Here is a 20,315-nt window from a genome sequence, read left to right on the forward strand (position 1 = left end):
CCGGCCGATCTCGGGGCGATCGCCCTGCCCCAGCTACGCGGGCAGCTCGACAGCCGTCGAAAAAGTGACGGGAGTCCGCCGTGGTGCGTCCGACGTGCGGCCGCACAAGGGTGACGCGGACGCCGACAACGGCCAGCGACATCCGGTGCTGCAAAAGGGACACGCGCCGGCGGGCCGACAGCACAAGATCCGCGCAACTTCGGGGAAGATGCCGTCTCGGGCGTAACCGAGGCAGCATCTTCGGTGAAGTTGCGCGGATCTTGCAGCGGAGGCTGCAGCGGTGAGCCCTTCTCGGGCCGCCGGCAGCCGGCAGCCGGAACGCGCGACGGGCGCCGGACCCCATGGGTCCGGCGCCCGTCGTGCGAGCGGGTCGGTCAGGCGGAGTAGCCGCGGGTCGCGGCCCAGTTCGCCAGAGCGATCGTGGTCATCCAGTACGACCCGGTCGCGGGGTTGGCCGAGTCGGCGATCCGCACCAGGCGGCCCTCGTCGTCGTACCCGGTCACGGCGATGTAGTGGCCGCCCGGGAACGAGTGCCAGCCGCCGTTGGTGTCGGTGGCGGAGCCGGCGATGTTCACGACGACGCCCCGCCCGTCGGTGATGGCGTCGACGACGTCGGCCTGGAGCCGGTCCATCTGCGCCGGGGTGGCGGCACGGCCCGGGATCATGCGGGTCCGGTACGGGTCACCCTTCACCATGGCGTTGAGCACCCGGGTGGTGTCCTCGGCCGAGTCGGTGCCGAACTGGTCGGTGCCCAGCGGACCGGCGAGGTGGTCCTGCGACCGCTCGATGCCGGTGGCGCTGAGGGCGTTCCGGACCGCGGCCGGGCCGCAGTAGTAGAAGTTGATCTGAGCCTGGTAGTCGTACTTCAGAAGCTTGGACTTCGGGGGCTTGGGCTTCTTGGTGAGGTCCGGGTCGGGGGCGGCCTTCGCGGCCGGTGAGCTGGACGGGGCGGCGCTCGACGGGGCGGCGCTGGACGGGGCGGCGCTGGACGGGGGGACGGCCACGGAACGGGCCTCGCCGCGCGAGGCGGCGGTGTTGCCACGCAGCTCGGCCACGGCGGCCGGGGTCTGCGCCGACGCGGGTGCGTCGCCGGGGCCGGCGACCAGGGCACCGGTGCCGGTCGCCAGCACGAGGACGGCGGCGGACGCGGCGGCCACCTGGTACGGACGCTCGGTGGCGAGACGACGGAGCTGACGCTTGAGGTGGTGCTTCACGGTTTCCTCCACGGACTGTCGGGGCTGGCGGCGCACCGGGCCGGCCGCGGGCAGCGGCGGGCCGGCCGTCCGGACCGGGTCCGGCGGCAGGTGGCCACGAGGGGACGAGCCCGGCGGGACCGGGCAGGGCGGTGGGTCAGCGCCCGGCGGCGAGCCGGACGGGCGCGGGCACCGCGATGCCGTGGAGGCGGCGATGGAACCGACGGTTGGGTTCGAACTGCACGAGGATGGGACTCCTTCCGATGCCGCCTACCGGGTTAGCTGACGGATTCGGGCGGGAAGTACGCCCTACCGCGACAATCGCGGATTCACCCCAGGTGCAGATTGGGTCCCCGGTTCGCCATGCGGCGATTGAGCGGGTCGGCGCGGCGTCGCCTCTTGCGATCGGTTACCGCACCGGACGCGCCGACACTACTGGCCGGTCAACCAGCCTGCCAACCCGCTCTGAGCTGCGTAAACCTCGATCATGGCAGCAATTTTGCGGGCAGTTTCGCACTGACGCGACTCAATGGGACGCGAGGTGCTTACGACGCGGCCGGGCGGCAACGGGACAAGCGGCGGACATTACCCCGGCAGCGGCGGAGACAATCGACCGGACTGCGAATGTTGACCGGTTCGACGTCGGTGTGACCGGGCTCACGGAATTAAGTCAGCCGACCCGTGCGGGACGCCAGCGTGCGGCGGCGACCGGCCGTCCGGTCAACGCCGTCCGAGGCTTCGTCCGCAGTGCCGGACGCAGGCTCTCCGCCGCCGCGTACGCCTCGGCGGCGAGCGCACGGGCCGCCTCGGCGGCCACCTCCGCGTCGCGCCAGGCAGCCCGCTCGGCGGCGGCCGCCGCCCGGTAGGCGGCCAGCTTGCCGTCGCGTACGGCCCGCGTCAAGACGATCTCCTGGTCGACCGGGTGCAGCCGGGCGTCCCAGCCGTCCCGGTGCCCGAACACGTCGCCGAGCTGCCGGGCGGACAGGTCACCCCGCCAGTGGGCGGCCACCGCGGCCCGGTGCAACCACCGCTCCCGCGCCGCGTACTCGGCCGGCGTACGCGACGTGCGCGGGGTGGGCAGCGCGGCGGCGGCGGTGAGCCGGCGGGCGGCGTTCTCGGCTTCGTCGTACGCCTGCCAGGCACGGTCGGCCTCCTCCTGCGCCGTGCGCCAGGCGTCCCGCCGGCGACGCGCGGTCTGGGCCGCGCCGGCAGCCGCCACCGCCACCTCCTCGGCGTACCGGCGCAGGTCGACCGTCTCGTCGACGGGCGGCGGCTCGGCCGGCTGGTCCCGCTCGGGCCGCGCGGCGACGACGGTGAGCGCGGTCAGGGCGAGGACGAGCAACGCGGACCAGATGGCGGTCGCCCGGGGCACGTCGATGAGGAACTCGTGGAGGACGGTGTTCATGTCGGCAACCTCACGGGGAACGGATCGCGACGGGACAACACACGCCGGTCCGCCCCGAACTGGGCGCGGACCACCGGCGGCGGCAGGTGCAGAGACACGGCGACGGACGGGGCCGCTCAGGCGGGCGCCACCAGCGTCACGCGGCGGGCCGCGGCCCGGGAGTCGATCAGTTGCGCGGCGGAGCCCGCGAGCCGGAACCGGCGGGGAACCGGCCGGCCAGGGAGCCGCACTCGCCGGTGGTCACCGGCGTCACCCGCTCGACGTCGCCGGGCACGGCTGCGGCAGGCGGCGCGGCGTCCGCCCCCGACCAGGCCGGCGCGGCTTGCGGCGCGGTCCCGGCCGCCGGTGCGTCGAGCGCCACCGGCGCGCTGCCGGTCGTCGCCCCCGGGGCGGGCAACGCGACGCAGTCACCGGCCGCCGACGCCACCCTCACCTCGGCCGTCCCGACCGGGTGGGCGGGAGCGGCGACGCCGACGCTGAGGCCGGCGGTCAGCGCGAGACCGGCGAGCAGCCGGGAGGCCCAGCGCGCGACCCACCACAACGGACAGGTGAGCGCGACCGGAAGCACGATGCCACGCTACCGTCGCGGTCGGCCGACCGCACCCGTCACGAGCGTGTCGCGTCGCCGGGACGCGCCGGACCGGCCAGCGTGGACACGGTCAGCGGCGGTCGCCCGCGTACTCCCTCGGGTGGTCCGCTTCGGCGACCCGCGGTGACGGCACGGCGCCCGGGCCCGCCGGCCCGGCCGCCGCGTACGCCCGGCCGCCGGCGTCCGGCGCGGCCGGGCGTGGCCGGCGGGGTGGGCCGAGCCGCCGCATCATCGGCGTCTCCACGTAGCGGTGCAGCAGCGCCGCGAGCACCAGGTTGACCAGCAGGAAGCCCACCACCGCGGCCGGCCCCCGCCAGCCGGGAACCCCGACGCCGTGATGGCCGGTGAGCCGGAGCACGCTCACCATGACCAGGACGTGCACCAGGTAGAAGGCGAACGAGACCTCCCCGAGCCAGACCATCGGGCGGCTGGCCCACAGGGTCCGCCGGCCCCGGACGTCCGCGTCGGCGGCGGCCGTGATGACCAGGACGTACGCGATCGACAGCAGCGCCGCCCACAGCTCGGCCCGGATCCACGCGCTCGCCACCACCCAGGTCACCACGAAGACCACGCTGGCCACACCCAGGCGTGGGCCGCGCCACCGGCCCCGGCGCAGCAGTTCCGCGGCGGCCACGCCGAGCCAGAACTCCAGCGAGCGCACCACCGGGAAGACCTGCGTGAACCACCAGCGGCTCTCCTCCGGCACGAGGGCCTGGGCCGGCCAGAGCGCGAGGATGAGCAGCGGCACGGCGACGACCACGGCCCACAGGGCGCCCGCCGGCATGCGGTGGATGAGCGGCAGGGCGAACGGCAGGCAGGCGTAGAAGAACAGCTCGCAGGAGAGCGACCAGCTGACCGTGTTGACGCTGTAGAAGATGCCGGGGGTCGGGTCCCACGCCTGTACCAGCAGCAGGTTCTCCAGCGCGGCGCGGGGGTGGACCGGGTCGGTGAACGCGTACGCGACCAGCAGCGCCGCCACGAACATGACGACGTGGTTCGGGTAGATCTTCGCGACGCGGCGGCGCAGGAAGGTGCGCTTCGCCTCACCGGGGCGGGCCGACCACACCAGCACGAATCCACTGAGGATGAAGAAGAACTGGACGCCCGACAGGCCGAGGGAGAAGAACCGGTCGACGGCCCCCTTGTAGGCCGGCTCGGCGACGATGCCCATCGTCGCGGCGTGGAAGGCGAAGACCAGCAGCGCGGCGATCCACCGCAGCCCGGTGAGCGACGGCAGCCGGCCGCCCGGACCCGGTGCGGCGGGGCTCGCCGCGCGTACCGGCCGGTCGGTGGGGGTCACCTGCACAGGCTTCTCCTTCTCGGGTCGTGGGCGGCCCGACGGCCGGCCCGCACCGCTCCGCGACCTTACCCGCCGGTCCGATGACCGGCGTGCCGCACCGAAGGCCAGTCGTACGCCTGTTCGATGATGCGGTAGGCTCGGGGCCGTGCCGGACGTCGCCTACCAGCCGTCGATGCTGGATCTCGCCGAGGCCGGCCCGACGCTCGGGCCGCTCGCCGGCCAGGTCACGCGGCACCGGCTCACCCGGGGTGCCTGGGTCGACCACCTGCCCGGCTGGGTGCGCGGCTCCGACCAGGTGCTCGACAATCTCCTGCACGAGGTGCCCTGGCGCGCCGAACGCCGCACCATGTACGACGCGGAGGTCGACGTCCCGCGCCTGCTCTGCTGGTACGCGGCTGGCCGCCCGCTGCCCCACCCGGTGCTCACCGCCGCCCGGGAGGCGCTGACCCGGCACTACGCGCCCGAGTTGGGCGAGCCGTTCGTCACCGCCGGCATGTGCCTCTACCGGGACGGACGCGACAGCGTCGCCTGGCACGGCGACACCATCGGCCGGGGCGCCCACACCGACACGATGGTCGCCATCGTCTCCTTCGGCTCGCCCCGGGCGCTCCTGCTGCGTCCCCGTGGCGGCGGCGCGGGCCTGCGGTTCCCGCTCGGCCACGGCGACCTCGTCGTGATGGGCGGCTCGTGCCAGCGCACCTGGGAGCACGCCGTCCCGAAGACGGCGCGCCCGGTCGGCCCCCGGGTCAGCGTCCAGTTCCGCCCGACCAACGTCGCCTGACACGAGGTGCGCCGGTCGGCGGCGGGTGCGCCGCGCCGGCGTGCTAGAAACGACGTCCAGGGTCCGATCAACCCCTTCTGACGACGACGCGAAGGGGTACCCCCATGACCCAGTCCCCCACCGAGGCGCGCTCGCGCTGGTCGCCGTGGTCCGTGCACGGTGACGGCCGGTCGGTGCGGCCCGGCGACGTGGTGCACCCCGGCGAGCGGCTGTCCTGGCCGCGGACGGCCGGGGTCGGCGTGCAGCACGTGGTGGCCATGTTCGGCGCCACCTTCACCGTGCCGCTGATCACCGGTTTCCCGCCCGCCACCACGCTGTTCTTCTCCGGGCTGGGCACGCTGCTGTTCCTGCTGATCACCGGCAACCGGCTGCCGTCGTACCTCGGCTCGTCGTTCGCCTTCATCGCGCCGGTGCTGGCGGCGAAGGCCGGTGGGGACATCGGCCCGGCGCTCGGCGGCATCGTGGTCGCCGGCGCGGCGCTGGCCCTGGTCGGCGTGGTCGTCCACGTCGCCGGCGCCCGGTGGATCGACGCGCTGATGCCCCCGGTGGTGACCGGCGCGATCGTGGCGCTGATCGGGTTGAACCTCGCGCCGGTCGCCTGGGACGGCGGCGGCAGCGGCACCGGCGTCAAAGCTCAACCGCTGATCGGCGTGGTGACGCTGGTGGCGATCCTCCTCGCCACGGTCGCCTTCCGGGGCTTCCTCGCCCGGCTGTCCATCCTGCTCGGCGTCGCCGTCGGCTGGGCGCTGGCCGCCGCGCTCGGGCACCTCGACCCTAAGGCCGTCGACGGGCTGCGTGACGCGGCGTGGATCGGCCTGCCGGAGTTCCACGCCCCGAGCTTCAGCCTGCGGGCCGTCGTGCTGGTGATCCCGGTGATCCTCGTGCTGATCGCGGAGAACGCCGGGCACGTCAAGGCGGTCGCGGCGATGACCGGCCGCAACCTCGACCGGGACATGGGCCGGGCGTTTTTCGGTGATGGCCTGGCGACCGTGCTCGCCGGTTCCGGCGGCGGCTCCGGCACCACCACGTACGCGGAGAACATCGGCGTGATGGCGGCGACCCGGGTCTACTCGACGGCCGCGTACTGGGTCGCCGGCGTGGCGGCGGTGCTGCTGGGGCTGAGCCCGAAGTTCGGCGCGCTGATCCTGACCGTGCCCGCGGGCGTGCTGGGCGGCGCCACCACCGCCCTGTACGGGCTGATCGCCATCCTGGGCGCGCGGATCTGGATCGAGAACCGCGTCGACTTCCACGATCCGGTCAACCTGATGACCGCCGCCGTCGCGGTGATCGTCGGCGCCGCCAACTACACCCTCACCGCGGGCGACCTGTCCTTCAACGGCATCGCCCTGGGCACCGGCGCCGCCCTGCTCATCTACCACGGCATGCGCCTGGTCGCCCGCCTCCGCAACACCACCCCGGAAACCCGGGTAGCCCCCGAACCCGAACTCTGACCGCCCGCCCGCGCCCGACCCCCCTGTCGATCATGAAGTTAGCGGGGAGAAATAACGCTAACCTCATGATCAACGAGGACGGTCCGTCCGTACGCGGTCAGTCGCGGTCGACCTGGTGGCCGACCACGGTGGGGCCGAGCATCACGGCGAAGCCGCTGCCGTCGCGGCGCGGGTCGGCCGCCGGCAGGTCCACCGGCTCGCCGTTCGCCGTCGATCCCACCGGCCGCGGACCCACCCAGCCGACGACCACGTCGGTCTCACCCTTGAGGAAGCGTTGGGCGCGCACCCCGCCGGTCGCCCTCCCCTTCGCGGGGTACGCCGCGAACGGCGTCACCTTCACCGTGGCGCCGGTCGACGTGACCACCATCGGCTCGCCGTGGGTCGGGTCGTCGGTGCGCACCGCGCCGAAGAACACCACCCGCGCCCCGGCGGGCAGGTTGACGCCGGCCATGCCGCCACCCTTGATCCCCTGTGGACGGACCAGCCCGGCCGGGAACCGCAGCAGCGACGCCTCCGACGTGACGAAGGCGAGCGCCTCGGCACCGTCGGTCAGCCAGGTCGCCCCGACCACCTCGTCACCGTCCCGCAGGCTGATCACCTCGAACTCGTCGGAACGCACCGGCCACTCCGGCGCGCAGACCTTCACCACACCCTGCCGGGTGCCCAGCGCCAGCCCCGGCGCCCCGTCGGCGGTCGACCCGAGCGGCGCGAGGCCCACCACCGTCTCCCCCGGCTCCAACGGCACCAGCTCGGCGGCGGACATGCCGCCGCGCAGCGAGACCGTGCCGGACTGCTCGGGCAGCACCGGCAGCGGCAGCACGTCCACCTTGAAGGCCCGGCCGGCGCTGGTGACCAGGAGGACCCGGCCGCGGGCCGTGGAGTGGACGACGGCGCGTACCGCGTCGTGCTTCACCCGGCCGTGCCGCCGGCGCCCCTCGGCCGCCTCCTCCGACTCGGCCGCGGTGCGGGCGACCAGGCCGGTCGCCGACAGGATCACCTGGCAGGGGTCGTCGGCGACCTCCAGCGGGCCGGCCGGCACGGACGCCGCCAACACCTCCTTCAGGTCACCGTCGACCAGCGTGGTGCGGCGCGGCGCGGCGAACTGCTTCCCGACCGCGGCCAACTCGTCGGAGACGACCTTCCGGAGCACCTTCGGGTCGTCCAGGATGCGGGCCAGCTCGGCGATCTCGCCGCGCAGCTTCTCCTGCTCGGCCTCCAGCTCCAGCCGGTCGTACTTCGTGAGCCGGCGCAGCGGCGTGTCGAGGATGTACGTGGCCTGGATCTCGGACAGCTTGAACCTCCGCATCAGGCCGTCCTTCGCGGCCTGCGCGTCCTCGCTGGCCCGGATCAGCTTGACCACCCGGTCGATGTCGAGCAGCGCGATCAGCAGGCCGTCGACCAGGTGCAGCCGTTCCTCACGCTTGCGCTTGCGGTACGCGCTGCGCCGCGTCACCACCTCGTACCGGTGGGACAGGAAGACCTCCAGCAGCGCCTTCAGACCCAGCGTCTGCGGCTGCCCGTCCACCAGGACCAGGTTGTTGACGCCGAACGACTGCTCCAGCGGGGTCAGCCGGTACAGGTCGGCGAGCAGGGCCTGCGGGTTCACCCCGACCTTGCACTCGATGACCAGGCGGGTGCCGTTCTCCCGGTCGGTGAGGTCCTTGACGTCGGCGATGCCGGTGAGCCGCTTGGTCTTCGTCACCTCGTTGGTGATGGCGGCGATGACCTTCTCCGCGCCGACGCCGTACGGCAACTCGACCACGGTGATCGCCTGCCGGCCGCGGCTGCCCTCCACCGGGCCGATCTCCACCTTGCCGCGCATCCGCACCACACCGCGCCCGCTCTCGTACGCGCGGCGCACCTCGTCGAGGCCCAGCAGCAGCCCGCCGGTGGGCAGGTCGGGGCCCGGGACGAACTCCATGAGCTTGTCCAGCGTGGCGTCCGGGTGGTTGATCAGCCAGCGGGCGGCCGAGACGACCTCGCCGAGGTTGTGCGGGATCATGTTGGTCGCCATGCCCACGGCGATCCCGGACGCACCGTTGACCAGCAGGTTCGGGAAGGCGGCCGGCAGCACGGTGGGCTGGGTCAGCGAGCCGTCGTAGTTGGGCTCCAGGTCGACCGTGTCCTCGCCGAGCTCGCCGACGAGGTGCATCGCCTCGCGGGACATCCGGGCCTCGGTGTAACGAGCCGCGGCCGGTCCATCGTCTGGGCTTCCAAAATTTCCATGCCCGTCGATGAGTGGCACATTGAGCGAAAAATCTTGGGCGAGCCGGACCATCGCGTCATAGATCGCGGTGTCGCCGTGCGGATGGTACTTACCCATGCAGTTGTGGACGACGTAGCCCTCGGCAACGAAGGCGTGCTCATCTGAGCTGACCTGAATGTCGTAAGTGGTGGCGGCAGCGACCGCCTCGACCGAGACGACTCGAAGAAACGAACGACCCGACAGAGCCTCAAGCCGGCCGGCAAGAGGCGAGCCGACACGGCGGAGTTTGCGAACCCAGCCATCCCGCTCCGCGCGCCAAAGGGGGAATGACCGCTCCGACAGCGGCACGCCGTTGCGGTCCTTACCGTAACGGACCTTGCCCCCGTCACCCGACAGCGACACTCGGAAAGCGTTGCCGTCCTCATCCCGGAACCATCCGCCGCCCCGGTGAGCGGCCGTGAATTCGCCGATCACGGGCCGGCATGGCAGCCGATCGTTGCCCTGCTTGCCGCCGTACTGGTAGGCCAACTCCATTACCCGGCGAAGGCCGTCGTTCTTATAACCGACCCGCACCCACGGCAGAAGCATCTCGGCGAGGACAGCAGCATCGCGCCCGCTTACCGACAGACCGAGAAGCGGTTCATACCCGGTTCTCCTACTGGTCCAGTGATGCCCGTGTACACCCAGATCGGCGAGCATGGAGTAGATCTGCCGCACCAGCATGTCGCTGGTGCTGACGAAGACGATCTCGCGGAAACGCTTACGGACGTAGCCGTCACCGTCGAAGAAGCCAGCGAGGAACGGCGCCCACGCGGAACGGCTCTCGATGACGTCGTTCGGCACATGCTTGGCGTGGCTGAGCGGCTGACCCGCCGCTAGCAGGCCCTCGTGCCGAGCGAACGTGAGGATGTGTTGAGCCCGGTGACGGGGATTGGCCGGCTCACGCTTGCCACGGGTGGCGTTCAGCCCGTTCGCGATCGCCCAACCATGCGCGACGTCGAGCGGCTCAACATCGCACATGTGCAGCCGTACGCGGCCGTCAACCTCACGAGACCGATCGACGGCGAAGCCCTCTGCCACGACCAGTCCGCGGACGTAGTCATAGACGTCACCGCCCGGCGCTAGAGCCGTCCCGCGACGGCTGCCGTAGGCCAGGGTGAGGTGGCCGGTAAGTTCCCGCGCCTCAACCCAGCGGAGCGAGAGGTCCTCGTCGATTACACGGAACCGCTGCCCTGGGGTCACAGTCATAGTGTGGCCGTTGCTCCAGGTGACCCGGACCAACTCCGAATTCGGGTTCTGATAAACAGCAGTCACGGGGACGGCGGTCCCGTCGCCGTCCAACACGAAGTCGCCAATTTCAACATCCTCGATCGGCCTCAGACCATCGGGCGTCGAGACCAGCGTTCCTGCAACAAAGCAGTCGCCGACGATCCGGGCCGACTTGACGTGGCCCCGGTCGGGGCGGTGGCCCTGCTCGTACATTGACCAGAGGATGCGCCGGTGCACCGGCTTCAGCCCGTCCCGGGCGTCCGGCAGGGCGCGGGAGTGGATGACCGAGAACGCGTACTCCAGGTAGGAGTCGGAGACCTCGGTGACCAGCGGGTTGTCGAAGACCCGCGCGCCGGCCTGGTCGAACGCGGAGAGGTCGACCTTCGTTTCCTTGCGGCGTGCCATGACTCAGCTTTCCCCTCGGACTGTCCCGGTGATCGTGCCTGCGGTCGCGGCGTGCCCGCTCATGCGTCGATCGCCTCCCGGTCGACCCGGTCGGCGGAGTCGATCAGCCAGTTGCGGCGGGGCTCGACCTTCTCGCCCATCAGCAGCTCCAGGATCTGCTCGGCCGCCTCGACGTCCTCCAGGGTGATCCGGCGGACCGCCCGGGTGGCCGGGTTCATCGTGGTCTCCCACAGTTCGTCGGCGTCCATCTCACCGAGGCCCTTGAACCGCGGGATCGGGGTGACGACCTGCTTGCCGGCCTTCTCCAGCCGGCGGACCGTCGACTCCATCTCCGCCTGGGTGTACGTGTAGATCGTCTGCGGGTTGCGCCCCTTGGTGGTGATCTTGTGCAGGGGCGGCATCGCCGCGTACAGCCGACCGGCCTCGATCAGCGGTCGCATGTACCGGGCGAAGAGCGTGATCAGCAGCGTACGGATGTGCGCGCCGTCCACGTCCGCGTCGGCCATGATCAGGACCCGACCGTACCGCAACGCCGACAGGTCGAACGTCCGCCCTGAGCCGGCGCCCAGCACCTGCACGATCGCCGCGCACTCGGCATTGTCCAGAACCTGCTGGAGGTTCGCCTTCTGCACGTTGAGGATCTTGCCGCGGATCGGCAGCAACGCCTGGTACTCCGACGAGCGGGCCATCCGGCTCGTGCCGAGGGCGCTGTCCCCCTCGACGATGAACAGCTCGCTGCGGTCCACACCGGTCGAACGGCAGTCGACCAGCTTCGCCGGCATCGACGCGCCCTCCAGGGCCGTCTTGCGGCGGGCCGCGTCCTTCTGCTGCTTCTGGGTGAGCCGGACGCGCGCCGCGTCGACGATCTTCTGCAGGACCGTGCGCGCCTCGGCCTTGGTCTTCCGGTCCTCCAGCCAGGCCTTGAGGTGCTGCTCCACGAGACCCTGGAGCACCTTCGTGATGCCGGCCGTGGACAGCTCGTCCTTGGTCTGGGAGGTGAACTGCGGCTCCGGGATCCGCACGTGCACCACCGCGGTCATGCCCTCGAGGATGTCGTCCAGGGTGGGCGGCTCCTCCTTGGCCTTGAGCAGGCCACGGGCGTTGCGGACGGCGTCGACGAGGGCGCGCGCCAGCGCCCGCTCGAAGCCCTTCCGGTGGGTGCCGCCGTGCGCGTTGCGGATCGTGTTGGTGAAGCACTCCACGGTGCGCTCGTAGCCGGTGCCCCAGCGGAACGCCACCTCGACCTCGGCGCGGCGCTGCACGTTGGACTGCATGACGCCGTTGGCGTCGGCCGCGTTCTCCCGGTACGTCCCCTCACCCGTCACCAGCAGCGTGCCGGACACCGGCCGGTCGCCGGACGGGGCGAGGAACTCCACCATGTCGGTCAGCCCGTTGGGGTAGTGGAACCGCTCCTCGACCGACTCCGCCCCGGTCTGGTCGCGCAGCAGGTAGCGGACGCCGGGCACCAGGAACGCCGTGTTGCGCAGCTTCATCCGCACGGCCTCGCCGTCCAGCGACGCGCCGGTCTCGAAGTAGCGCGGGTCGTGCCAGTAGCGGATCGACGTGCCGGTGCGCTGGCCGCGCTTCATCCCGCCGACCACCTGGAGCCCCGGGCCCGCCGTGAAGGGCGCGTCCGGCCCGTCGCCGTCGAAGACGCCGGGGACACCGTGCCGGAACGACATCGCGTGGACCTTGCCGCCGCGACGGACCGTCACGTCGAACCGGCGCGAGAGCGCGTTGACCGCCGAGGCGCCGACGCCGTGCAGGCCGCCCGACGTCTTGTAGCCCGAGCCGCCGAACTTCCCGCCCGCGTGCAGCCGGGTGAGCACCAGCTCGACACCCGAGATGCCGGACTTCGCGTGCACGTCGGTGGGGATGCCCCGACCGTCGTCGTCGACCTGGACCGAACCGTCTGCGTGCAGCGTGACCTCGATCGACGTCGCGTGACCGGCGACGCCCTCGTCGGTGGAGTTGTCGAGGATCTCGTTGACGAGGTGACCCACGCCACGGCTGTCGGTCGAGCCGATGTACATGCCGGGACGCTTGCGGACAGCGTCCAGCCCCTCGAGGTGCGTGAGGTCGTCGGCCCCGTACAGGGTCTCAGGCTCTGCGGTCAACTGGTCGTACTCCCAGGTCTCGGCGGTGTGGTGCCGCGGACGGCGGGCATCGGCCGGAAGCGGCGCGCCGGAGCGAGCCTAGCCGCCGGCCCCGACAACGCCCGGGAGCCCCGCTCGACCCGCCGCAACCGGCGCAACCGACCCGGCCTCCGGGTGATTCCGGCCGTGACCTAGGCGACACTCCTTCCCAGTCGCGTCGCGAAACCCCGCGGGAGGAGCGCGGCGGACCCGCCTGGCCCGCTACGCTGACCGGCGGTCGCGCCCCGGCGGGGGTGCCGGATCCCGCGGGAGGCCACCGGTGACGCACGAGGGCGCGGCGGACCGGTTCGCGGCGGACCGGCTGGCGGCGGAATCCCTCGCCGCCGGCGACCCGACCGGCTGGTTCGACCGGCTGTACACCGAGGCGGCACACGGCGACGCCGTCGTCCCCTGGGACCGGGACGCGCCGCACGGGCTGCTGGTCGACTGGACCGGCCGGCACCGGCCGTCCCCGGGCGGCCCGGCCGTCGTGGTCGGCTGCGGCTACGGCCGCGACGCGGAACACCTCGCCACCCTCGGCTACCGCACAATCGGTTTCGACATCTCCCACACCGCCGTCGAGACGGCCCGGCAGCGGCACCCCGGCTCGCCGGTCGACTACCGAAGCGCCGACCTGCTCGCCCCTCCCCCGGCATGGCGGCACGGCTTCGACCTGGTGGTGGAGAGCATGACGGTGCAGGCGCTGCCACCCGAGATCCGGGCGGCCGCGATCCGCGCCGTCGGCGACCTGGTCGCCCCGGACGGCACCCTGCTCGTGATCGCCGCCGGCCGCGCCGAGGACGAGGATCCGCCGGCCGGACCGCCCTGGCCGTTGACCCGGGCCGAGGTCGACGCGTTCGCCGCGGGCGGCCTGACCGCCGTCCGGGTCGAGGACTTCGAAGACCCCGCCGGCGTACGCCGCTGGCGCGCCGAGTTCCACCGACCCGCCTGACCGGGCCGCTCAGCGGCCCCGACGACGCCGGCATCACCCGGTCCGGCCGCGCGCCGCACTGACACCGGCATCGCGCCGTCCGGCCGCGGTTGTGGTGTCTCGCGTCGGTGCCGGGTGCGGTCGTGGTTGCGGTGGGGGTGTGGCCCGCCGTGCCCAGCTCCGGGCGGTCAGGCTTGATCCCTGCGCCGGTCACGGCGGGCCACACCCCTGACCTGGTCCTGATCCGCCGGTGGGTGCCGGCTCAGCCCGGTTGGGGGCGAGATCTTGGAAGGGTATGGCCCCTGGAGGGGCCGAATTCTTCCATGATCTCGATGTTCCACCTGCGTGTGCTGGGTGGTGTGTCCGGTTCGGGTGTGCCGTGTCGCGCCGGGTGTCGGGTTTGGGGGTGTGGTCGGCGGCATCGTGGGGGTGGAATGGGGGCGGGGCGGGGTCGTTACATCACCTGGACGATCGAGTAGGGCCGCCCACCCGAGCGGGTGGGGCATGGGTCCTCGGGCCCGGCCGGAATGATGGCGGGCCGGCGGTCGTTACATCTGGACCCGGCACCACGAGGGCCCCGGCCCCGGTTCGCCGGTCTTTCGATCACCACCTGCCCGCCCCCTTGGGCCTGGTGGTCATCCCTCGAATGTCTGTGAGCGCCGGACGGTGCTTGCGTCACCACACCCCTTGTCCCCCCTTTGCGGGTGGGTGGCGTCTTCCCCCGAATGGAGCTTGATCATGAACTCGAAGCTGCTGCGTAAGAGCGTTCTGGGTGTTGCTGGTCTGGCCTTCGCCGGTGGCATGGTCGCCGGCCCCGCCACCGCCGCCCCGTCGGTGGAGTCCAAGCCGGTCGCCGCCACGGTGCTGGCCGACAAGCCCGACACCGGCAAGCTGATTCCGCACGGTGTGCAGGGCAAGCAGTCCCGCATCGACCTGGACGACGAGCAGACCGCGAATGTGAAGGCGATCATCGCGGCGACGAAGAAGGCCGACATGGACGAGCGGGCCGCCGTGGTGGCCATCGCCACCGCGCTGCAGGAGTCGAAGCTGGTCAACCTGGGTCACCTGGGTGAGCGCAACGACCACGACTCGCAGGGCCTGTTCCAGCAGCGCCCCTCCAGCGGGTGGGGCACGGTCGAGCAGATCACCGACCCCGAATACTCCACGCTGGCGTTCCTGAAGGGTCTCAAGCAGGTCGACGGCTGGCAGGACATGCCGCTGACCAAGGCCGCCCAGACCGTGCAGGTGTCGGCCTACCCGTTCCACTACGCCCAGTGGGAGACCCAGGCCGCCGACCTCGTCGCCGAGCACTGGAACAACTGACCCACAGTCTTTCCTCACAAGGGGGAACCACGCCGCTGGCCGGCACCCGAACCCGGGTGCCGGCCAGCGGCGTCCGCACACCCCGTCTGAGTCGGTGCGGGTTGGCCGGGGCGGGCGGGCGGAGCCGGACCGGGTCGGGGGTGGGGCCCGCCGTGCCCGGCGCAGGGATCAAGCCTGACCGCCCGGAGCCGGGCACGGCGGGCCCCACCCCACCACCGCAACCACCAACAGAGCCCAACCCACCGACGAACCCCAATTCGGCACACGGGCGAACTCCAGCCCAGGTCAGCCGCGGCCTCAGCCCGGCACGGACGGGGGCGCGAGAGCGACCGGACGTGTCTGCCGAGGAACGAAGTCGTGACATCCCATTGACGTCCGTCACGTGAAGGTGATCTGATCGCAGACCCAGAGGATCTTTCACATTTCCATGGACGGATGGGGGCGCCATGTCCAGGTTGCGGCGTACAGTCCTCGCGGCGGGGCTCGCCGTCGTCACGGCGGCACTGTCCACGGCGGTCGTGGCGACCGCGCCGGCGACCGCGGCGCTCCCCACCGCCGCCGTGGCGCTCGGGGACAGCTTCGTCAGCGGTGAGGGCGCCGGGGCGTACACGGCGGTGGTCGACGTCAACGGCACCGCCCAGGGTTTCCCCGGCTGGCGGGCGGCGAACAGCAACGCGTACTTCTGCCACCGCTCGGCGAACGCCTCACTGCACCAGGCGAGCCTCCCCGGCATCCAGGACCGGTTCAACCTGGCGTGCTCCGGGGGCCAGCCGCACGACATCGCCGCCGCCTCGTCGGCCCGCGCCAACGGGCGGCAGGTCGCGGCGCAGCTCGACCAGCTCCGGGCGGTGGGGCGCACCCACGACATCGACGTGGTCCTGCTGGGCCTCGGGTCGAACAACAGCTCCTTCACCTTCGGCGACGTGGCCGAGAAGTGCGCCAACCGGTTCATCGCGGACGCGTGGACCGGCTGGTGGGAGTTCTGGGCGTACCTGAACGGGCCGGTGGAGCAGAAGCCCTGCGCGGACGCCGACCTGGCCACGGCGGCGCAGTTCGACGCCGCGACCGCGGAGACCGTCGCCGCGGTACGCCAACTCCTCGCCACGCTCCGCGAGATCGACGCGGACGGCCAGCACCGGGTCGTGTTCCAGGACTACACCAACCCGCTGCCGCTGGACCTGTACCCGAGTTTCCACACCGAGGACAGCCGGGACGACACCCGGGACAAGTTCCGCGCGCTGGGCGCCGAACGGTACGCGGCCGGCTGCCCGATCCACCGTGCCAGCCTGCCGCCGGGTCACCGCTTCTCCCAGGGGCTCGGCACGCTGGTGAGGTCCACGCGCGACGCTGTCGCCGCCGAGTTCCCCGGCGCCGACCTGGTCTACCTGAACGTGCAGCGGGCGTTCGACGGCGCCCGGCTCTGCGAGACGGCCGCCAGCCCGACGGGCGCCCTGGCCACCCCGATCCGTCTCCAGGACGACCCGCCGACCGGCGTCTTCGTCACCAGCCTCTCCGGGTACGACAAGATCGCCATCCAGCGCATCGCGAACGTGTGCGTGACGTACTTCCAGACCTGCCAGGAGTCGTGGCATCCGAACGCCGCCGGTCACCAGGTGCTGGGCCGGTGCCTGACTGGCGCCGCCACCACCGCCGCCCGGAACGTTTCCTGCGTCCGCAACCCGGACGGCTCGATCACCGTCTCCTGACGCTCACTGCCACCCCGGAAACACGTTGGTCATGAGGTTGGCGGCGACGTCGATCGCGGAAACCCCGCCGACCTCATGACCAACGCGACCCGAAGGCGCGGTCACCGGCGTACTGCGGTGCCGAGCACGTGCGGGGTGGCCGGCAGCGGGACCGCCGTCTCCGGGAACGGGAAGCGGTCCAGTTGGGTGATGTGGAAACCGGCCTCCCGGATCGCCGCCGCCGTGTCGCGGCCGGTGTGGCAGCCGCCGCACACCAGCGGCCAGACGGTCGCGTCGACCACCCGCTGCACCCGGCGCAGGCCGGGGCTCTGCGCGCGTACGTGCTCGAAGAAGCGCACCTGCCCGCCCGGCCGCAGGACCCGGCGGGCCTCACGCAGCGCGGCGGCCTGGTCGGCGACCGAGCAGAGCACCAGGGACAGGACGACGGCGTCAGCGGTCCCGTCCGCCACCGGGAGGTCCTCGGCGGTCCCGTCGACCACCTCCACCGGCACGGGGGCGGACGCGGCGGCGACGCGCGCCGCCGCCCGCAGCCGGGGCTCGGGTTCGACGGCCAGCACGTGGCCGACGGCCGGCGGGTAGTGCGCGAAGGCGCGGCCGTTGCCCGCGCCCACCTCGACCACCCGGCCGCTCAGGCCGGCGACCAGCCGGCGCCGGTGCACGGCCACCCCGGCGCGGTCCATCGCGTCCGTCGCTCGTGGATACATCCGGGCGAAGAGTGGACGGGAGTAGCGGGACATCGAACCCCTCCGGACGTCGACGGGCGGAGCGTGACCGGACCTCCGTAACGGTAGCCCGCGGCGACCAGGCACTCCGGTCACCGCCTGCTGACCGGATGTGACCATGCGTCAACCGGCCTCCACACGCGACGGACCGGCAGTCCGGAGAAGACGATGACCTACAGGTTAGCGGGAGAAGCCGAGGGTAGGGGACCTGTCATGCGGGTCCTTGGAATCAACGCGATCTTCCACGATCCGGCGGCAGCCCTCGTGGCCGACGGCCGGGTGGTGGCCGCTGCCGAAGAGGAGCGGTTCAGCCGTCGCAAGCACGGGAAGCGTCCCGTGCCCTTCTCCGCGTGGGAGCTTCCGGAGCTCTCCGCCGCCTGGTGCCTGGCCAGCGCCGGGCTGGACGTCGACGACCTCGATGCCGTCGCCTACTCGTTCGACCCGGGCCTGTGCCGCCCGGCGGAGAGCCTCGGGCTCGCCGACCCCTGGGACTGGCTGCGCGTCGAGTACGCGCAGCGCGCCCCGCAGTTCCTCGCCGCTGCCCTGCCCGGCCTCGACCCGGCGAAGGTGCGGTTCGTCCCGCACCACGTGGCGCACGCCGCCTCCGCCGGGCTGGCCGCCCCACCGGGCGGCGACGACACCGCCGTGCTGGTCCTCGACGGGCGCGGCGAGGTGGCCAGCCACCTCGCCGGGGTCTACGCCGACGGCCGGCTCAAGCCCCTGTACGCGCAGGAGCTGCCGCACTCCCTCGGCCTGCTCTACGAGGACCTGACCCGTCACCTGGGCTTCCTGCACTCCAGCGACGAGTACAAGGTGATGGCGCTGGCGTCGTACGGCGAGCCGAAGCACCTCGGCCTGCTCCGCGACCTGATCCGGGTCACCCCGGAGGGCGGCTTCACCGTCGAGCGCATCGACTGGGCGAGCCTGGCGAAGGCGCGTACCGCCGACGGTGAGATGACCGGCGACCACGCCGACCTGGCCGCCAGTGTGCAGGCCCGGCTGGAGGAGGTCGTCCTCGACCTGGCCCGCTGGGTGTACGACGCGTCCGGCGGCGCCTCCACCATCGCGATGGCCGGCGGGGTGGCCCTGAACTGCGTCGCGAACGCACGCCTGGCCGCGCAGGGCCCGTTCCGGCACGTCTGGGTGCAGCCGGCGGCCGGCGACTCGGGTACGGCGCTGGGCGCCGCCCTGCACGTGGCCCGCGACCTCGGTGACCGGCCGGTGCCGATGGGCGGCGCGGACCTGGGTCGTGGCTGGTCGGACGAGGAGCTGGAGGCCGAGCTGCGTCGGGCCGCCCTGCCCTACTTCCGGCCCGACTCGATCGCCGCCGAGGCCGCCCGGGTCCTCGCCGACAACGGCATCGTCGCCTGGTACCAGGGGCGCAGCGAGTACGGCCCGCGGGCCCTCGGCCACCGGTCGCTGCTCGCCCACCCCGGTGACCCGGCCACCACCGCCCGGATGAACGACGTGAAGGGTCGCGAGCAGTTCCGCCCGATCGCCCCGATGGTCCGCGCCGAGCGGGCCGCCGAGGTCTTCGAGGGGGTCTTCCCCAGCCCGTACATGCTCTTCGTCCACAACGTGAAGCCGGAGTGGCGGGACCGCATCCCGGCGGTCACCCACGTCGACGGCACCGCCCGGGTGCAGACCGTGCACGCCGACACCGAACCGCTGGTCGCGGAGATGCTGGCCGGGTTCGAACGGCTCACCGGGCTGCCGGTGGTGGTGAACACGTCGCTGAACACCGCCGGTCGGCCGATGGTCGACACGCCCCGCGAGGCGATGGAGCTGTTCGGCTCCGCACCGGTGGAGCTGCTGGCGATGGGCCCGTTCGCGGTGCGGCGTGGCGCGCTGGGCGGTGGCCGGTGATCAGCGTCGTGGTGCCGACGCTCGGCCGGCCGAGCCTCGCGGTGCTCCTCGACGCGCTCGCGGCACAGGTCGGCGAGCTGCCCGACCCGGAGATCCTGCTGGTCGACGACCGCGGCGACGCCGCCGGTGAGCTGGCGGTGCCGGGGGCGCTGTCCGCGTACGCGAAGGTGCTGACCGGGCCCGGCGCGGGGCCGGCGGCGGCCCGCAACCTGGGCTGGCGCGTTGCCCGCTCCCCCTGGATCGTCTTCCTGGACGACGACGTGGTGCCGGCGGCCGACTGGGCCCGCCGGCTGGTCGCGGACCTCGCGGTCGGTGACCGCGTCGGCGGTGTGCAGGGCCGCGTCGAGGTGCCGCTGCCGGCGGACCGCCGCCCCACGGACTGGGAGCGTGGGACCGCCGGGCTCGCCGTCAGCGCGTGGATCACCGCCGACATGGCGTACCGGCGGGCGGCGCTGGCCGCGGTCGGCGGGCTCGACGAGCGGTTCCCGCGGGCCTACCGGGAGGATGCCGAGCTGGCCCACCGGGTCCGGCGGGCGGGTTGGGACCTGGTCCGCGGGCAGCGGTCGGTGACCCATCCGGTACGCCCCGAGGACCGCTGGGTCAGCCTGCGTGTGCAGCGCGGCAACGCCGACGACGCGCTGCTGCGCCGCCTGTACGGGCCGACCTGGCGCGCGGACCTGGACCTGCCGCCGGGCCGCCGGCCCCGGCACGTCGCGGTCACCGCCGCCGGCGCCGTCGCGGTGGTCGCCGCCGCGCTGTCGCGCACCACCACGGGTACGCGCCGGCGGCTGCTCGGCGTGGTCGCGGCGGCCGGCGCGGCGGCCTGGGCGGCGGGTACGGCGGACTTCGCCCGTGCTCGCGTCGCGCCCGGGCCGCGCACCGCCGACGAGGTGACCACGATGCTGTTGACCAGCGCTCTGATCCCTCCGCTGGCGGTGACGCACTGGCTACGCGGCTGGTGGCGCGCGCGTGGCGAACGTCGCCAGGCGGCCGGGTGATGTTTCAGCCATCACTTGCCACGGGCAACAGATGC

The 20,315-nt window shown here is 72.8% G+C and carries 14 protein-coding genes, 2 pseudogenes and 1 riboswitch; of the genes and pseudogenes, 7 read left to right on the forward strand and 9 right to left on the reverse strand.

Annotated features, from left to right (window positions below):
* Window positions 1-374: 374 nt before the first annotated feature.
* The 4 genes from GKC29_RS24010 to GKC29_RS24025 form a co-directional block, all read right to left on the reverse strand.
* Window positions 375-1,226 carry a C39 family peptidase gene (locus GKC29_RS24010; RefSeq protein ID WP_155332980.1) on the reverse strand — a complete coding sequence of 284 codons (852 nt, stop codon included), beginning with the start codon at window positions 1,224-1,226 and terminating at the stop codon, window positions 375-377.
* A 219-nt stretch (window positions 1,227-1,445) separates the two neighbouring features.
* Window positions 1,446-1,582: riboswitch (cyclic di-AMP (ydaO/yuaA leader) on the reverse strand.
* 281 nt (window positions 1,583-1,863) lie between these two features.
* Entirely contained in the window at window positions 1,864-2,598 is a 735-nt protein-coding gene (locus GKC29_RS24015; protein WP_155332981.1) for a hypothetical protein, read from the reverse strand.
* A 166-nt stretch (window positions 2,599-2,764) separates the two neighbouring features.
* Window positions 2,765-3,166 carry a hypothetical protein gene (locus GKC29_RS24020; protein ID WP_155332982.1) on the reverse strand — a complete coding sequence of 134 codons (402 nt, stop codon included), beginning with the start codon at window positions 3,164-3,166 and terminating at the stop codon, window positions 2,765-2,767.
* A 91-nt stretch (window positions 3,167-3,257) separates the two neighbouring features.
* A complete protein-coding gene (locus tag GKC29_RS24025; protein ID WP_230688787.1) occupies window positions 3,258-4,493 on the reverse strand; it encodes an acyltransferase in 1,236 nt (411 codons plus the stop codon).
* A gap of 166 nt (window positions 4,494-4,659) precedes the next feature.
* Here GKC29_RS24025 and GKC29_RS24030 point away from each other — a divergent pair, with 166 nt between their 5' ends.
* Window positions 4,660-5,268, forward strand: a complete 609-nt coding sequence (locus tag GKC29_RS24030) for an alpha-ketoglutarate-dependent dioxygenase AlkB (RefSeq protein ID WP_155334311.1) — start codon at window positions 4,660-4,662, stop codon at window positions 5,266-5,268.
* Window positions 5,269-5,372: 104 nt separating this feature from the next.
* Window positions 5,373-6,719 carry a uracil-xanthine permease family protein gene (locus tag GKC29_RS24035; protein ID WP_155332983.1) on the forward strand — a complete coding sequence of 449 codons (1,347 nt, stop codon included), beginning with the start codon at window positions 5,373-5,375 and terminating at the stop codon, window positions 6,717-6,719.
* Window positions 6,720-6,816: 97 nt separating this feature from the next.
* On the opposite strand, the gene GKC29_RS24040 is transcribed toward GKC29_RS24035, so the two are convergent.
* The 4 genes and pseudogenes from GKC29_RS24040 to GKC29_RS24045 all read right to left on the reverse strand — a co-directional run bounded on the left by GKC29_RS24040 (window position 6,817) and on the right by GKC29_RS24045 (window position 12,716).
* Window positions 6,817-9,513, reverse strand: a complete 2,697-nt coding sequence (locus GKC29_RS24040; RefSeq protein ID WP_370463369.1) for a DNA topoisomerase (ATP-hydrolyzing) subunit A — start codon at window positions 9,511-9,513, stop codon at window positions 6,817-6,819.
* Between the two features lie 30 nt (window positions 9,514-9,543).
* Window positions 9,544-10,173 (reverse strand): annotated as a pseudogene (locus GKC29_RS30640) (LAGLIDADG family homing endonuclease); the annotation flags it as partial.
* 168 nt (window positions 10,174-10,341) lie between these two features.
* Window positions 10,342-10,599: pseudogene (locus GKC29_RS30645) on the reverse strand (DNA gyrase subunit A); the annotation flags it as partial.
* A 59-nt stretch (window positions 10,600-10,658) separates the two neighbouring features.
* The gene (locus GKC29_RS24045) at window positions 10,659-12,716 is read right to left on the reverse strand and encodes a type IIA DNA topoisomerase subunit B (RefSeq protein WP_155332985.1); all 2,058 of its coding nucleotides are present in this window, start codon (window positions 12,714-12,716) and stop codon (window positions 10,659-10,661) included.
* Window positions 12,717-13,014: 298 nt separating this feature from the next.
* On the opposite strand from GKC29_RS24045, the gene GKC29_RS24050 reads away from it, so the two are divergent.
* The 3 genes from GKC29_RS24050 (at window position 13,015) to GKC29_RS24060 (ending at window position 16,694) form a co-directional block, all read left to right on the forward strand.
* Window positions 13,015-13,686: a bifunctional 2-polyprenyl-6-hydroxyphenol methylase/3-demethylubiquinol 3-O-methyltransferase UbiG gene (locus GKC29_RS24050; protein WP_155332986.1), complete on the forward strand. Its 672-nt coding sequence runs from the start codon at window positions 13,015-13,017 to the stop codon at window positions 13,684-13,686.
* Window positions 13,687-14,403: 717 nt separating this feature from the next.
* On the forward strand, window positions 14,404-14,988 hold the full coding sequence (locus GKC29_RS24055) for a hypothetical protein (RefSeq protein ID WP_155332987.1): 585 nt from the start codon (window positions 14,404-14,406) through the stop codon (window positions 14,986-14,988).
* 446 nt (window positions 14,989-15,434) lie between these two features.
* Window positions 15,435-16,694: a hypothetical protein gene (locus GKC29_RS24060; RefSeq protein WP_155332988.1), complete on the forward strand. Its 1,260-nt coding sequence runs from the start codon at window positions 15,435-15,437 to the stop codon at window positions 16,692-16,694.
* Between the two features lie 101 nt (window positions 16,695-16,795).
* On the opposite strand, the gene GKC29_RS24065 is transcribed toward GKC29_RS24060, so the two are convergent.
* The gene (locus tag GKC29_RS24065) at window positions 16,796-17,398 is read right to left on the reverse strand and encodes a class I SAM-dependent methyltransferase (RefSeq protein WP_230688788.1); all 603 of its coding nucleotides are present in this window, start codon (window positions 17,396-17,398) and stop codon (window positions 16,796-16,798) included.
* Window positions 17,399-17,629: 231 nt separating this feature from the next.
* Between GKC29_RS24065 and GKC29_RS24070 the strand changes: the two genes are divergently transcribed.
* Both GKC29_RS24070 and GKC29_RS24075 read left to right on the forward strand, forming a co-directional pair.
* Entirely contained in the window at window positions 17,630-19,282 is a 1,653-nt protein-coding gene (locus GKC29_RS24070) for a carbamoyltransferase C-terminal domain-containing protein (protein ID WP_155332990.1), read from the forward strand.
* Window positions 19,279-20,280, forward strand: coding sequence for a glycosyltransferase family 2 protein (locus GKC29_RS24075; protein ID WP_155332991.1), 1,002 nt, complete (start codon window positions 19,279-19,281; stop codon window positions 20,278-20,280). The genes GKC29_RS24070 and GKC29_RS24075 overlap by 4 nt, the downstream gene beginning before the upstream one ends.
* Window positions 20,281-20,315 lie beyond the last annotated feature (35 nt).

It is taken from the genome of Micromonospora sp. WMMC415 (genome assembly GCF_009707425.1).
Taxonomy (GTDB): Bacteria; Actinomycetota; Actinomycetes; order Mycobacteriales; family Micromonosporaceae; genus Micromonospora.